Here is a 13,101-nt window from a genome sequence, read left to right as displayed (position 1 = left end):
TTAGCTTCGCACGGTCCCGTCGCCGGTGACGATATATTTGAACGAGGTCAGCTGCGCCGCGCCCACCGGGCCGCGCGCATGCATCTTGCCGGTTGCAATGCCAATCTCGGCCCCCATGCCGAATTCGCCGCCATCCGCAAACTGGGTGGAGGCGTTATGCATCAGGATCGCTGAATCGAGCCGCTCCATAAAGGTCTGAACCGCCGCCGCATCCTCGGTCACGATGCAATCGGTGTGGTTCGACCCATAGCTGCGGATATGGGCGATGGCGTCCTGCACGTCATCCACCACGCGGGCGGCCATGATCATGTCCAGGTATTCACGGCCCCAGTCGTCTTCCTGTGCAGCGATGGTGCCCGGGATCCTGGCCAGTGCCGCATCCACACGCATCTCCACCCCGGCATCCACAAGGGCGCGGACGATGCCCTGGCCGATGGTGTCGGCGACATCTCGGTGGATCAGCAGGCATTCGGCAGCGCCGCAGATGCCCGTGCGCCGCGTCTTGGCGTTCAGGACAATGCGCAGCGCCTTCTCCGGATCCGCCGCCGCGTCGATGTAGATATGCACGATCCCTTCAAGGTGGGAGAAAACGGGCACACGCGCCTCGCGCTGGACCAGCCCCACCAGCCCCTTGCCGCCACGGGGCACGATGACGTCGATGGTGTCGGTCATGGTCAACATCTCGGACACCGCCGCGCGGTCGCGGGTCGGCACCAGTTGCACCGCATCTTCGGGCAGTCCCGCCGCGCGCAGCCCTTCCTGCAGGCAGGCATGGATGGCGCGGGCGGAATGAAAGCTCTCCGAGCCGCCGCGCAGGATCACCGCATTCCCGGCCTTGAGGCAGAGCGCACCGGCATCCGCCGTCACATTGGGCCGGCTTTCATAGATCACGCCGATGACACCCAAAGGTGTCCGCACCCGTTTGATATGCAGGCCAGAGGGCTGATCCCACTCCGCAAGGGTCTCTCCCACGGGGTCGTCCTGTGCGGCAACGCTGCGCAGCCCCGCCACCATGCCCTGAATGCGGGGCTCATCCAGCATCAGCCGGTCCAGCATCGCCTCTGACAGGCCCTTTTCCCGGCCATAGTCCATATCCCGGGCATTGGCCGCCAGAATCTCCGCCCGCGCGGCCCAGACCGCATCCGCAGCGGCATTCAGCGCGCTTTGCTTGGCCGCGGACGGGGTCGAGGCCAGCTCTGCCGCCGCCGCCTTGGCCCGCTTGCCGATATCCGCCATCAATTCAGAGATGTTTTCCATATCTTTCATGGTCTTACGCCCATACCCTAAAGTAACGCACCATCACAGTGCCATATCGTCACGATGAATCAAAGCAGCCCGACCGGGATAGCCCAGAATTTCCTCGATCTTTGCGCTTTGATGTCCCTTGATCTGTGCCGCCTCAAGCGCCGAATAGCGCGTCAGACCGGTGCCGATGCTATGGCCCCGTGAATCCAGCATCGAAATGCTGTCCCCCCGCTCGAATGTGCCGGTCACCCCCGTGATGCCGGCAGGCAGCAGGGATTTGCCGCGTGACATTGCCGCCACCGCACCCGCATCCAGCGTCACGGAACCACGCGGTTTCATCGCGGCAATCCAGCGCTTGCGGGCCGCCTGCGGGTCGGAATGAGCGGTAAACCAGGTGGCATTTGCGCCATTCTGCAGGGCCAGCAGCGGGCGCTGCACGGAGCCTTCGGTGATCGCCATGGCACAGCCCGCCGCCGTGGCGGTGCGTGCCGCCATCAGCTTGGTCTTCATCCCGCCCTTGGACAGGCCCGACCCTGCATCGCCGGCCATCGCTTCGATCTCCGGGGTGATCTGTTCAATCGTGTCATAGCGCGTGGCCTTGGGATCATCGGCGGGATTGCCGCTGTAGAACCCATCGACATCCGACAGCAGGATCAGCTGATCGGCACCAACCGTCACCGCGATCTGCGCCGCCAGACGGTCATTGTCGCCAAAGCGGATTTCATCTGTGGCCACGGTGTCATTTTCGTTCACGATCGGCACAACACCCAGGCCCAGCAGGGTTTCCATGGTGGCGCGGCTGTTCAGATAGCGCCTGCGGTCGGCGGAATCCTCAAGCGTCACAAGGACTTGCGCCGTGGTGATGCCATGGGGCTGCAACGCCTCCTCATAGGCGCGGGCAAGGCGGATCTGGCCCACGGCCGCCGCCGCCTGCGATTGTTCCAGCGCCAGCGTCGTCAGGGGCAGGCCCAGCACCCCGCGCCCAAGGGCGATGGAGCCGGAGGAAACAAGCACAACATCGGCCCCTAACCCTTTGAGCCAACGCACATCTTCCGCAAGGGCATGCAGCCAGTCGGCGCGCAGCTGGCCGGTGGCCCGATCCACCAGGAGAGCCGAGCCGATCTTGATCACCACACGTCTGGCAGCGGTCAGGGTTGCCATGGCGCGACCTCTTCCGCGGGTTTGTGCCGCAGGCGGTCATCGTCGATCTGGCCCCGCAGGCTGCGCAGCACCTCTGTCACGCCTTCGCGGGCCACACCGGACATCTGCATGACCGGCCCGCCGCTTTCTTTTTCCAATATTTTACAAGCCGCTGCGCGCTCTTCTTCATCCAGTGCATCAATCTTGTTCAGCACGGTGACGCGGGGTTTATCCGCCAGATCGCCGCCATAGGCCTCAAGCTCGGTGATGATGGTCCTGTAATCCTCCGCAAGGGTGCCGGAGGTGCCGTCGACCAGATGCAGCAGCACCGCGCAGCGCTCGACATGGCCCAGGAACAGATCGCCCAGCCCCCGCCCTTCGGAGGCCCCTTCGATCAGGCCCGGAATGTCGGCCACAACGAATTCGGTGTTGTCCACGCCCACAACCCCCAGATTGGGATGCAAGGTGGTAAAGGGGTAATCCGCAATCTTGGGCCGCGCGTTGGAGGTGGCCGCCAGAAACGTCGATTTCCCCGCATTGGGCAGGCCCAGCAGCCCCACGTCCGCAATCAGCTTCAGCCGCAGCCAGAGCGTGCGTTCGACACCATCTTGCCCCGGATTGGACCGGCGTGGCGCCTGGTTGGTGGCGGATTTGAAATGCAGGTTGCCCCAGCCGCCATTGCCACCGCGCGCCAGTTCGACGCGCTGGCCCAGTTCGGTCATATCGACCAGCACCGTTTCCTGATCCTCGTCCAGGATCTCCGTGCCCACGGGCACCCGCAGCACGATGTCCTCGCCATCCTTGCCTGTGCGCTGCTTGCCCATGCCGGGCTGGCCGTTCTTGGCAAAGAAATGCTGCTGGTAGCGAAAGTCGATCAGCGTGTTCAGCCCGTCCACAGCCTCGGCCCAGACCGAGCCGCCACCGCCGCCGTCGCCGCCATCCGGCCCGCCGAATTCGATATATTTCTCGCGCCGGAAAGACACGCAGCCCCCGCCGCCCGCGCCGGAACGGATATAGACTTTGCACAGGTCGAGAAATTTCATGGCGGGGCCTTTCGGGACGACGCTACAGCTTGCGGCTATAGGTCCATGTGGGTACGGCAGCATCGCGTGCCAGACAATAGGTTTCGGCATCGCCGAGATAGACAAATCCGGCGTTGGTCAGCACCTTTGCCGATGCCGGGTTGTCGTGGAAGACAGAGGCAAACATCGCCTGATTGCCCTGTGGGTTCGCGGCAACCAGCGCCTGCACCGCTTCGGAGGCCAGATGGCTGTTCCAATAGGCCGGTGCCACCCAATAGCCGACCTCGGACTGGCCGCGGTCCAGATGGGTGAGCGATATCAGCCCCATCACCTCTGCGCCGCCGGTCTTGAGACCATCCATCGCCCAGACATCCTCGACCCGCGGGATCGCCAGCGACCGCGTGATGAAGGCATCAATCGCGCCGGGAGGCAGCGGATGCGGGATGCTGGACGTGGACAGCGCCACCCGCGGATCACCCGCAAAAAGCTCGATCAATCCCTTGTCGGACCGCCGCAGCGGACGCAGGTCAAACCGCGCCGTTTCGATCACGGGTTGGTTGATGATGGGTTCCATTTGCACAATCATGTTCCTCCTCCGAACATCACTCAAACTGCCCGGCTTGCGAACAGAACAAAGAGAACAGAAGCAACGGTCAGCGCTGCCAATGTCCACATCAGATAGGGTTCCGCAGGGCTGCCTGCCAGGGTTCTGGCAACCCGGTCACCCGCCAGGGTCCACAGCGGGTGCAAGATGACCTGCAGCGCCAGCAGTACGGCCGCAATGGTTAACGTCGCATTAAGCGGTGGCGTGCCGGGACCGACAAAGGCGGTAAATCCGCCGATGATCATCGCCCAGGCCTTGGGATTCAAAGGATGCACGATCAGCCCGGCGACAAAGCCCGGCGGCTTGCCCAGATCACGCCCCTGCCCCAGCCGCAGGTTGGCGACCTTCCAGGCCAGCCAGATGATGTAGGCCGCCGAAACATACTTGAGCACCTCAAAGACCCAGGGCGCGCGGGCGCTCAATTCCATCAGGCCAAAGCCGACAGGCCAGATCACGAATTGCTTGCCCAGTGCCACACCGGCGACAAAGGGCAAAGCGGCGCGAAAGCCAAAGCGCGCGCCGGTGCCCATCAGCGCCATGTTGGCAGGCCCCGGGGTGCCGATCTGGCTGGCGGCAAAGACGACAAAGGAAGTTACAGCAACAGACATCAGGCCGCCGCCCCCTTGGCAAAGTCAGGGGCCAGGACCCCCATGATCACGTCATCGTGCCAGCTGTCGCCCACCCGCGCGGCCTGACGCTCGCGGCCCTCCTCGACAAAGCCGGCCTTGCGATAGGCAGCGATGGCACGGGCGTTATAGGCCAGCACACGCACCGACACCCGGTGCAGCGCCAGCGCGCCAAAGGCATGGGTCAGCAGCAGCCTGACGGCCCGTGTCCCCAGCCCCTTGCCCAGCAGTTTCGGGTCCAGAATCCCGATCGCCAGGCTGGCCCGGCGGTCGTGGTGGTCCAGCGAATGCAGACGCAGCGCGCCGATCATCCGGCGTTTGTGCTCGATCACCCATGCCAGCGGCTCAACCTCTTGGGCATAAAGCCACTTTTCCGCATGTGCCTTGGTGATTTTCGGCACATTTTCAGGATCGGCACCGAACATGTGATGGATTTCCGGCGTGTTGCCCAGCTTCAGCCGGGCCGCAGCATCCTGCGGCCGGGGCGGCCGCAGCCGCAGAATGCCATCGCTCAGAACGGGGCGCTGTGATGTGGTCATGACACCGCTCCTTTCTGGATGGCGGTCAGAGACAAAAAAGGGACCGGCGTTTCCGCCGATCCCTGAAATTTTTTCAAACCTTGCGGGTACGGCTTATTCAGCGGCCTCGGCGCGTGGCAGGACCGAAATGAACGTGCGGTTTTTCAGACCCTTGTGGAAGGTCACGGCACCATCGACGGTTGCAAAGATCGTGTGATCCTTGCCCATGCCGACGCCGACCGCCGGCCAGAACTTTGTGCCGCGCTGACGCACGATGATGTTGCCGGGAATGACGGCTTCGCCGCCGTATTTCTTGACGCCAAGGCGACGACCGGCTGAGTCGCGCCCGTTACGGGATGAACCGCCTGCTTTTTTATGTGCCATTTGGTCTCTCCTTAGCCTTTGGTCAGTTCTTTGGCCTGTGCGATCCAGTCTTCACGACCGACACGACCCTTGAACGACAGTTTCTCTTCAATAGCTTCAACGTCCGCTTCTGTCCATGCGGCGATCTGCGCGAAGGTTGTGATACCTTCACCGTGCAGCTTTTCGACAATCACGGGGCCAACGCCGGAAATCTGCGTCAGGTCATCGCCTGCCGCTTCGGCTTTCTTGGCCTTGGGCGCGGCTTTCTTCTCTGCCTTGGCAGGTGCCTCTTCCTTGGCCGCTTTGGCAGGCGCATCGGCTTTCTTGGCTTTTGCAGGCTTTGCAGCCGCGTCTGCCGATTTGCCGGAGAGCGCTGCAACAGCTGCTGCAGAAACAGAACCGGTGCCGACCGCTGCCATCACCTTGGATTTGCCAGCGCCGGAGGCCATGATCTCGGTGATCTTGACCAGCGTCAGCTTCTGACGGTGTCCCTTGGTGCGCTTGGAAGAGTGCTTCCGGCGACGCTTGACGAAGTGGATGACCTTTTCGCCCTTGATCTGATCAACGACTTCGGCCTGAACGGCAGCGTCCTCGATCAGCGGCGCGCCAACCTGGGGGGAATCGCCGCCCAGCATCAGAACATCATTGAATTGAACAGTTTCACCGGCACTTGCCGCAATACGTTCCACCCGAAGCATATCGCCAGAGGCTACTTTATATTGCTTACCGCCAGTCTTGATGACCGCAAACATCGCGTCTTCCTTCATTTTGCCGCGTCCTGTGGTCCCCGGCTCCGGGTGTTTCGGACCGGCATCGCAGCCGCGTCCACCTCGAACAGCGCGCCCTTGGGGCGTCATTAAAACAGATCCCACGCGAGAACCCTCGCCGGGATGCGGGCTTATCGGTGGATCGGGGCCTCAAGTCAAGCGGGTTTTTACCGCTGGCGTCAAAGCTCCTGCGCCGTCATGTTCAGCGCCACCGCGCGTCCCAGCGCATAGGAAATATCCTCATAGGCCGCGCCGAATCCGTCGAACAGACCACGGTTCATCGCCTGGCCTGCGGCGGTGTTGCCAAAGTCGATATAGGCCTGCATCTGTTCGTCCGTCAGCGGCGAATAGGACATCAGCAGATAGCCGAAAAGCCAGCCTTCGGTATCCTCGCGGATCGCCTCGGCCTCGCCGTTGACATCGGCCAGCATCTCCTCCTCTGACATATCCAGCCCGTTGCCATCCGCAAGGCCACGCATGAACTGGAAGTTGGAGTTCATGGCGGTGGTCACGTTACGCTCCAGCATATCGCCATCGGCCACCAGGCGGCGCAGCATCGCGAGGCGCGGGTCATCGGTCTGTGAAAGCTCGGCAAAGCGCAGGCGCGCGGCCTGTTCGACATCCGGGTCCCGGATCGTCACGCGGGCAGAGTTTTCAAGCGCAATGATCTGGCTGCCCAGGTCGGAAGCGAAAAAGTCTATCGCCTGCTCCAGCTCCTCGCCTGACAGCTCTTGCCCCACGGCCTGCCGCACAGCCTCCACGATGCGGGCCGGGTCATAGATCGCCTCGACCTGCACCTGCCAGCCCGCGCCGCCCTGCCCGTTCAGCATGTCGGCATTCAGGTCTTCGGCGCTGTCCAGCCCTTCGTCGCGCAGGATCACCGCGATTTCGTCCAGGCGCAGCACATCGACCAGCACCGACAGGCGCGCATCCGCATGGGCAGGCAGCGCCAGCGCCAGAAGCAGCGGCCAGAGCAGGAAGGCGCGGCGCATCACAGGTCCGTGCTCGGCTGCATGCCGGGCAGGCGCGCGGCCACGGCCTCGAACCGGTTGGCCATGATTTCATACTGGACCGCGTTCATCAGAGCATAGACCTTTTGCATCCGCGCGTCCTCCAGAGCCTCGGCATAGGCTTCGACCTCGGCGTCGGAAAAGGCCTGATAGGTATAGGCGGCATTGATCAGCGCGCTGGCAGCGAGCGACTGGCGCATCTCGTCTTCCTGGCTGCGCATGGCTTCGCGCAGGTCGGCCTCATCCATCTGCAATTCGATCACCCCGGCACCGGCCGCGGCCATCAGGAAACGCACCTGCACCTCCTGGATCGCCCTGAGCGAGGCGCCTTCGGCATCCGTCGCATGTGTCAGCCGTTCCAGCAGCGCGATGCGGGGGCTGTCGATTTTCCGCAACCCTTCCATGATCGCGGCACCGCTTTCGGTTTTCAGCCCGTCCTGTTCCTCCATATGGCTGTCGTTTTCGACCGCAACCAGACGCTGGCCCAGATCACTGGCATAGAAATCGGCGGCATGGGTCAACAGATCGTCGCTGAGCGTCTCGCCCAGGATGTCCATCGCCATCTCCTGCATGGTCTCCGTTGCAAAGACCTCGTTCACCAGCCGCGACCATTCGGAGCCGAAGGCATCCGCCTCGATCCCCAGCATGGCGGGCGCGTTGTCTGCCGACAGGCGAATGCTCTCCAGCGCCACGTCAAAGCCGGTGATCTCAAGATATTCGCGCAGCTTTGCCGCATCAGCGGCCCGTGCAGGCGGGGCAAAGGCCATCAGGACAAGGGCGATTGTGGTGGTCAGGGCAATCAGCGAGGGGCGCAGCGCGGCAAGCATGGAACAAGTCCTTTCGTTCGGTTACCCTGAACTTAGGCCGTCTTGCCGCCGCCGCAATGAAAATTCCCGTGTGGGCGGGCAACCGGCAGATGCCCCCTTGCCTGCGCGTCCAAACCCCACTAAACGGGCGCTCCAGACCCCCGCGGAGAGGTGCCGGAGTGGTCGAACGGGGCGGTCTCGAAAACCGTTGAGGGTGCAAGCCTTCCCAGGGTTCGAATCCCTGTCTCTCCGCCATTTGGCCAGATTGACCTGCCAGGGTTCAGGCCAGACCGGTTTTGTATCAGATCACTGACCCAACGCATCGGCGCGATGTGCAAAGCGGATATTCACGGCTGTCGCAGTGGAGGTCCGGGAAGAGACCTGAGTGACGCGAAGCGCAAGCCGGGCCGTCGCCTGCCCGGGGTGGGCGATGCTGACCTTGGCTCATCCCACTTTATTTCTCAGCTTTGATGAACCCTATCATGGGAACACCAAGCCTAACTATATCGCCTACCCGAGCGGCGGGCAGGCGATGGCCCGGCGCCTTCGGCTTGTTCCGGGCCTGGGTGCTCATGCTTGATGGCAACTCTGTCCGCTCTGCCGACATTGACCCACACCGCGCCGCAGGTCCGCTATGGCCGCAACCGCTTGCCATTCGGGTCAGGAATTCCCGGCTTGAGGACCAGACCCGCACAATGTAAGCGCGAAGCTGCCGCGCCTGCGCCAAACTAAGGGCCCTATCGCATTGCAATGATCGCGCCAGAAACAAAGGCGCAGGCATGACAAAGGTTCATGATCAGATATCGTCCGGACGGGCCAGACTTTTCGAGTTGCACCGGCAGTTGCTGCGGGCGGGCGATGCCGTGCAGGCCGCAAAGCGCCATCGCATTCCGCTGCTGGACGACGCCAGCGCCAGCCGGTTCAGGAACGCAGCAATTGCATCCCTGAAAGCCCGGGACCCGGCGGCGGCAACCGGCACCCCTGGGGAAATGCGCGGCATTCTCAGTAAAAGGCGCTGGCGGCCAGACCAATTGTGACCGCGCCGATCACCTCGCCGCTCGCAGGATCCGTGAGGGCGAAGGAAACCTGCCCCTGATAGGTCTGGGTGCTTTCGTCCAACTCGATCTCATCGACAAAAACGGCCCCGGCACCTGCGCCGAATGTCTTTTGAAACTTGGCTTCATCGCCTTGCCAATAGTCCGATGTCACCGCGCTGGTCGCGACATTCAGACCGCGGTTGTCCATGACAAATGCCTCGGTGATGCGCCCCTCTGCAAGCGCCACCTGCGCGCGCAGGAAATCGGACAGCGGATTGTTCAGCACCGCGGCGATCACCGGCGCGTCGGCGACGCCCACCTGCCCGCGCCAGGCGGAATCCATCGCCTCGATGTCGGCAGCGCTCAACCCGGCGTGACGGCCATTCTGGTCCTGCACCGCGGCAACGATCCGGGGCGCATTGATCCAGCTTGCCAGATCGCCGGCGATGTAGTCGGCCATGGCCGGTGGCACCTCTGCGGCATGGCAAAGGGTTGCTGTCAGGATCGACAGCGACAAACAGGTTGAACGCAGAAACATGAGGGCATCCTTGATCAAACGCCCGATACGGATAGACCGGGCCAGCCCTGCGGAAGCTAGTCTGCAGTGTTTAAACTTGGGTAAATGAAATCCGGCAAGGCAGCGTCACGCGGGGCTTGAAGGGGCTCACCCGATCAAATCTGCCCCTTGAACCCCGTCGCCACGACAAATTTTTCCGAACTGTCGGACCGGCTCGCCGGGGGTTTGATGTTGGCCACCTTGGCAAAGCGCTGCTTGAGCAGTTTCTGCAAGTCCCCTTCGGCACCGCCTGCCAGCACCTTGGCGACAAAGGTGCCGCCCTCCTCCAGCACGTCAAAGGCGAAATAGGCTGCCGCTTCGCACAGGGCGATGATCCGCAAATGGTCGGTCTGCTTGTGCCCCGAACTGCTGGCCGCCATGTCCGACATCACCACATCGGCCTTGCCGCCCAGCCATTCCTTGACCTGCAGATCCGCATCATCTGCCATGAAATCAAGCACATGCAGCTCGCAGCCCGCGATCGGCTCCATCTCTTGCAGGTCAATGCCCAGAATCGTGCCGACCTGTTTGTCGGACCGCTCCCCCAGCACGTTGCACCGTTTGACCGCAACCTGGCACCAGCCGCCGGGTGCCGCACCCAGATCAACGATGCGCGCACCCGGCACCAGAAAGCGGTACTTGTCGTCCAGTTCCATGATCTTGTAGGCCGCGCGCCCGCGATAGCCTTCGGCCTGCGCCCGCTTCACGTAGGGGTCGTTCAGCTGCCGTTGCAGCCAGCGGGTGGAGCTGAGCTTGCGCCCGCGCGCGGATTTGACCTTGACCTTGAGCTCGCGCTGTCCGCGACCTGAGGTGTTCTTGCCCGAGGGTGTCTTTGCCATGCTACCAATCCGAGTTTCACGCCACCCATAAAGGCTTTGCGCGGTTTTCACCAGAGGTCAGCCGCGCGGAACCGGTGCCGGCAGTACAAAGAAGCTGGCAAAGCGGCGCAGCAGCGCAGGGTCGCCGGTGACCTGCAGCCCCTCTGCCGCCTCTGGGGCGAGGCCGCCGTAAACCACAGCGGCCAGCGCGGTGGGGTCACCGGACAGGTGCAGGTCCGCCGCCGGTGCCGTGCCGGCCTTGACGCAGAGACGCCCCTCCGAAATGCGCAGCACCTGCGGCCTGCCGTCAAGATCAAGCTGAACCACCATCCGAACATCCCCTGCCCGCGCCGGGTCGAACATGGTTTCGAACGACATGCCGACCGATGCGGCACTCATCGGCCTGCCCCCTGCCATCTGCGGCGAGCGCACCGCCCAGCGGCCCAGTTCCATGATCAGCGGCTTCAGCGCCGCGCCCCAGTCGGTCAGGGCATAGACGGTGGTATTGGCCGGATGTGGCAAGCCGCGCCGGGTGATGATGTGGTCGCGTTCCAGATCCGCAAGCCGGGTGCTGAGGATATTGGAGCTGATGCCGGGCAGCGCCGCCTTGATGTCGGAAAAGCGCAGCGGCCCCGGCACCAGTTCACGCACGATCAGCAACGCCCAGCGTTCGCCGACAAGCTCCAGCGCATGCGCCATGGCACAGCCGTCGTCATAGGGTTTCTTGCGCGCCATTCCGCTTGCCTGGTTGTTGATAAAATTCTGGTGGTTGTTTTTTTGAACCATGTAGGTCTTTATTTGAACATAACCATTCTGAACGGAGCATCCAATGGCCTATTACGATATTTTCCTTGCCCCTGTATCTGCGGAAAAACGCGCGGATTATGACGCGTTCCTCAAGGCGTCACATGCCATGATCCTCGGATATGGTGCCACGCAGGTCGTGGATCTCTGGGGGGATGACGTGAACGATGGCAAGCTGACCTCCCTGCCGATGGCGGTCAAGCTGGAGGAGGGAGAGGCGGTGACCGCCGGTTGGATCATCTGGCCTTCGAAAGAAGTCCGCGATGCCGGCTGGGGCAAGATGATGTCCGAAGAGCCCGAGATGGAACTGCCTTTCGATGGCAAGCGCATGATCTTTGGCGGTTTTGCCGAAATGCTGGTCTCGGGCAGCTGACCCGGACGAAACAGACCCGGCTTGCTGCACGCCCCGTGGCTGCGCCGGGTCACCCTCACGCCTGCCTTTCGGGGGCAGGCGTGGCAGCAGCGCCGGTTGCACGATCATGAAGCAGACCATGCTTCAATGCTCTCAGTAGGTGCCGTCCTCCAGCACCCCATCCGCGCTCATCTGGGCATAGAGCAACCCTTCGCGCAGGCCCCTGTCGGCGACCGACATCCGGTCGGTGGGCCAGCACCGCATCAGTGCCTGCAGGATCGCGGCACCCGACATGATCAGGGCGGACCGGTCTTGACCGATGCGCGGATCGGCGCGCCGTCCGCCCGGCCCCATCGCAAGGTAGGAATGGATCACCCGGTCGATCTGATCCGAGGTCATGCGCAGCCCGTCCACCTTGGTCCGGTCATACCGCTTCAATCCCAGATGGCTGGCCGCAACCGTCGTGACGGTGCCTGAGGTGCCGACAATCTGGAAATTCTCCTGCGGCTGTGCCGATTGATAGGGGGTGAAATCGGTCAGGTTCTCCTCGAAAAACCAGCTCATCAGGGCAAAACGCGCGGCATCGTCCTCCACATCGGAGAACTGGTCGCGCAGGGTGGCCACGCCCAGCGGCACGCTGATCCAGTCCACCACCCGCGCGGCGGGGATGTCGGATACCGCCTGCTGGAAGCCGGTGTGCAGGCGCATGATGGATTGCGCGCGGTCCTTGCGCGGCACCTTGGAGATGTCGATCCAGACCAGTTCGGTCGAGCCGCCGCCGATGTCGACCACCAGCAGGTTCTCCGTCTTGCGGTTGACAAGCGGCGCGCAGGAAATCACCGCCAGCCGCGCTTCTTCCTCGGGTTTGATGATGTCCAGCCGCAGACCGGTCTCGCGCTGGATGCGCTTCATGAAATCGGCACCGTTCAGCGCCCGGCGGCAGGCCTCGGTCGCGACCAGACGCATGCGCCTGACCTTGTTGCGGCGCAGTTTCTGCTGACAGATGCGCAGGGCCTGTATGGTGCGCGACATGGACCCGCGCGACAAACGCCCGGTTTTCTCCAGACCCGCGCCAAGCTGGACGGATTTGGAAAAACTGTCGACCACATGAAAACCGCTGCCCTTGGGCTGGGCGATCAGCATGCGGCAGCTATTTGTACCCAGATCGAGCGCGGCATAAAGCTCGGTCGAACCGGGCGTAACTGGCGCGGGGCTCAGAGCCGGTTGGTATCCTTTGTCGAGCGCGCCCGCACCTTTGGGACGCTGTGGCGCCATGGTGTTCGCGCCTTGTATAACGAGTTGATGACAGGCTAATCCCTGCGCCGTCCCTGCGCAAGGGCTAGGTCGTGTTGACATTCATTGTCGCCCACCCGCGCGAGACGGATTTTGCCGCTGGCGCCCTGATGTGAGCGCAGCAATGTGATCATTGGAAG

General features: G+C 62.9%; 16 protein-coding genes and 1 tRNA gene. 3 read left to right on the top strand and 14 right to left on the bottom strand.

Annotated features, from left to right (window positions below):
• The 10 genes from O4H53_RS18575 to O4H53_RS18530 all read right to left on the bottom strand — a co-directional run bounded on the left by O4H53_RS18575 (position 1) and on the right by O4H53_RS18530 (position 8,122).
• Positions 1 to 1,266 carry a glutamate-5-semialdehyde dehydrogenase gene (locus O4H53_RS18575; RefSeq protein ID WP_269366164.1) on the bottom strand — a complete coding sequence of 422 codons (1,266 nt, stop codon included), beginning with the start codon at positions 1,264 to 1,266 and terminating at the stop codon, positions 1 to 3.
• 33 nt (positions 1,267 to 1,299) lie between these two features.
• The gene (gene proB / locus O4H53_RS18570) at positions 1,300 to 2,406 is read right to left on the bottom strand and encodes a glutamate 5-kinase (protein ID WP_269366162.1); all 1,107 of its coding nucleotides are present in this window, start codon (positions 2,404 to 2,406) and stop codon (positions 1,300 to 1,302) included.
• Positions 2,394 to 3,428, bottom strand: a complete 1,035-nt coding sequence (gene obgE / locus O4H53_RS18565) for a GTPase ObgE (protein WP_269366160.1) — start codon at positions 3,426 to 3,428, stop codon at positions 2,394 to 2,396. Before obgE ends, proB begins: the two co-directional genes overlap by 13 nt.
• Positions 3,429 to 3,450: 22 nt before the next feature.
• Entirely contained in the window at positions 3,451 to 3,981 is a 531-nt protein-coding gene (locus O4H53_RS18560) for a GNAT family N-acetyltransferase (RefSeq protein ID WP_443069617.1), read from the bottom strand.
• A 32-nt stretch (positions 3,982 to 4,013) separates the two neighbouring features.
• Complete coding sequence (locus tag O4H53_RS18555; RefSeq protein WP_269366158.1) at positions 4,014 to 4,619, bottom strand: LysE family translocator; 606 nt, start codon at positions 4,617 to 4,619, stop codon at positions 4,014 to 4,016.
• Positions 4,619 to 5,176, bottom strand: coding sequence for a GNAT family N-acetyltransferase (locus O4H53_RS18550; protein WP_269366156.1), 558 nt, complete (start codon positions 5,174 to 5,176; stop codon positions 4,619 to 4,621). Before O4H53_RS18550 ends, O4H53_RS18555 begins: the two co-directional genes overlap by 1 nt.
• A 93-nt stretch (positions 5,177 to 5,269) precedes the next feature.
• Entirely contained in the window at positions 5,270 to 5,539 is a 270-nt protein-coding gene (rpmA, locus tag O4H53_RS18545; RefSeq protein ID WP_269366154.1) for a 50S ribosomal protein L27, read from the bottom strand.
• 11 nt (positions 5,540 to 5,550) lie between these two features.
• The gene (locus O4H53_RS18540; protein WP_269366318.1) at positions 5,551 to 6,270 is read right to left on the bottom strand and encodes a 50S ribosomal protein L21; all 720 of its coding nucleotides are present in this window, start codon (positions 6,268 to 6,270) and stop codon (positions 5,551 to 5,553) included.
• Positions 6,271 to 6,464: 194 nt separating this feature from the next.
• Positions 6,465 to 7,277: a hypothetical protein gene (locus O4H53_RS18535; protein ID WP_269366151.1), complete on the bottom strand. Its 813-nt coding sequence runs from the start codon at positions 7,275 to 7,277 to the stop codon at positions 6,465 to 6,467.
• A complete protein-coding gene (locus O4H53_RS18530; RefSeq protein WP_269366149.1) occupies positions 7,277 to 8,122 on the bottom strand; it encodes a DUF2059 domain-containing protein in 846 nt (281 codons plus the stop codon). The genes O4H53_RS18535 and O4H53_RS18530 overlap by 1 nt, the downstream gene beginning before the upstream one ends.
• A gap of 144 nt (positions 8,123 to 8,266) precedes the next feature.
• Here O4H53_RS18530 and O4H53_RS18525 point away from each other — a divergent pair.
• Positions 8,267 to 8,356, top strand: a tRNA-Ser gene (locus O4H53_RS18525).
• 524 nt (positions 8,357 to 8,880) lie between these two features.
• Positions 8,881 to 9,138: a hypothetical protein gene (locus O4H53_RS18520; protein ID WP_269366148.1), complete on the top strand. Its 258-nt coding sequence runs from the start codon at positions 8,881 to 8,883 to the stop codon at positions 9,136 to 9,138.
• Here the strand turns inward: O4H53_RS18520 and O4H53_RS18515 are convergent.
• From O4H53_RS18515 to O4H53_RS18505, 3 genes are all read right to left on the bottom strand, one after another.
• Positions 9,104 to 9,676 (bottom strand): hypothetical protein, encoded by a 573-nt coding sequence (locus tag O4H53_RS18515; protein WP_269366146.1) that lies wholly within the window; start codon positions 9,674 to 9,676, stop codon positions 9,104 to 9,106. The genes O4H53_RS18520 and O4H53_RS18515 overlap by 35 nt on opposite strands.
• A gap of 134 nt (positions 9,677 to 9,810) precedes the next feature.
• Entirely contained in the window at positions 9,811 to 10,533 is a 723-nt protein-coding gene (locus O4H53_RS18510) for an RlmE family RNA methyltransferase (protein ID WP_114277151.1), read from the bottom strand.
• A 57-nt stretch (positions 10,534 to 10,590) separates the two neighbouring features.
• Positions 10,591 to 11,247 carry a winged helix-turn-helix transcriptional regulator gene (locus O4H53_RS18505; RefSeq protein WP_269366144.1) on the bottom strand — a complete coding sequence of 219 codons (657 nt, stop codon included), beginning with the start codon at positions 11,245 to 11,247 and terminating at the stop codon, positions 10,591 to 10,593.
• A gap of 94 nt (positions 11,248 to 11,341) precedes the next feature.
• On the opposite strand from O4H53_RS18505, the gene O4H53_RS18500 reads away from it, so the two are divergent.
• Entirely contained in the window at positions 11,342 to 11,689 is a 348-nt protein-coding gene (locus O4H53_RS18500) for a DUF1428 domain-containing protein (protein WP_269366143.1), read from the top strand.
• Between the two features lie 132 nt (positions 11,690 to 11,821).
• Here the strand turns inward: O4H53_RS18500 and O4H53_RS18495 are convergent, their stop codons facing one another.
• The gene (locus O4H53_RS18495; RefSeq protein ID WP_114277154.1) at positions 11,822 to 12,943 is read right to left on the bottom strand and encodes a Ppx/GppA phosphatase family protein; all 1,122 of its coding nucleotides are present in this window, start codon (positions 12,941 to 12,943) and stop codon (positions 11,822 to 11,824) included.
• Between the last annotated feature and the right edge of the window lie 158 nt (positions 12,944 to 13,101).

The sequence above is a fragment of the Sulfitobacter sp. G21635-S1 genome (genome assembly GCF_027213915.1).
GTDB lineage: Bacteria > Pseudomonadota > Alphaproteobacteria > Rhodobacterales > Rhodobacteraceae > Sulfitobacter.
This window is presented reverse-complemented; position numbering and strand designations above follow the sequence as displayed.

Bases quoted from the DNA above. Each gene is read 5' to 3' on its own strand.
- rpmA (WP_269366154.1), bottom strand. From the start codon at position 5,539: ATGGCACATAAAAAAGCAGGCGGTTCATCCCGTAACGGGCGCGACTCA.
- proB (WP_269366162.1), bottom strand. From the start codon at position 2,406: ATGGCAACCCTGACCGCTGCCAGACGTGTGGTGATCAAGATCGGCTCG.
- O4H53_RS18540 (WP_269366318.1), bottom strand. From the start codon at position 6,270: ATGTTTGCGGTCATCAAGACTGGCGGTAAGCAATATAAAGTAGCCTCT.
- O4H53_RS18530 (WP_269366149.1), bottom strand. From the start codon at position 8,122: ATGCTTGCCGCGCTGCGCCCCTCGCTGATTGCCCTGACCACCACAATC.
- O4H53_RS18515 (WP_269366146.1), bottom strand. From the start codon at position 9,676: ATGTTTCTGCGTTCAACCTGTTTGTCGCTGTCGATCCTGACAGCAACC.
- O4H53_RS18495 (WP_114277154.1), bottom strand. From the start codon at position 12,943: ATGGCGCCACAGCGTCCCAAAGGTGCGGGCGCGCTCGACAAAGGATAC.
- O4H53_RS18510 (WP_114277151.1), bottom strand. From the start codon at position 10,533: ATGGCAAAGACACCCTCGGGCAAGAACACCTCAGGTCGCGGACAGCGC.
- O4H53_RS18560 (WP_443069617.1), bottom strand. From the start codon at position 3,981: ATGGAACCCATCATCAACCAACCCGTGATCGAAACGGCGCGGTTTGAC.
- O4H53_RS18535 (WP_269366151.1), bottom strand. From the start codon at position 7,277: ATGCGCCGCGCCTTCCTGCTCTGGCCGCTGCTTCTGGCGCTGGCGCTG.
- O4H53_RS18505 (WP_269366144.1), bottom strand. From the start codon at position 11,247: ATGGCGCGCAAGAAACCCTATGACGACGGCTGTGCCATGGCGCATGCG.
- O4H53_RS18550 (WP_269366156.1), bottom strand. From the start codon at position 5,176: ATGACCACATCACAGCGCCCCGTTCTGAGCGATGGCATTCTGCGGCTG.
- O4H53_RS18575 (WP_269366164.1), bottom strand. From the start codon at position 1,266: ATGAAAGATATGGAAAACATCTCTGAATTGATGGCGGATATCGGCAAG.
- O4H53_RS18500 (WP_269366143.1), top strand. From the start codon at position 11,342: ATGGCCTATTACGATATTTTCCTTGCCCCTGTATCTGCGGAAAAACGC.
- O4H53_RS18555 (WP_269366158.1), bottom strand. From the start codon at position 4,619: ATGTCTGTTGCTGTAACTTCCTTTGTCGTCTTTGCCGCCAGCCAGATC.
- O4H53_RS18520 (WP_269366148.1), top strand. From the start codon at position 8,881: ATGACAAAGGTTCATGATCAGATATCGTCCGGACGGGCCAGACTTTTC.
- obgE (WP_269366160.1), bottom strand. From the start codon at position 3,428: ATGAAATTTCTCGACCTGTGCAAAGTCTATATCCGTTCCGGCGCGGGC.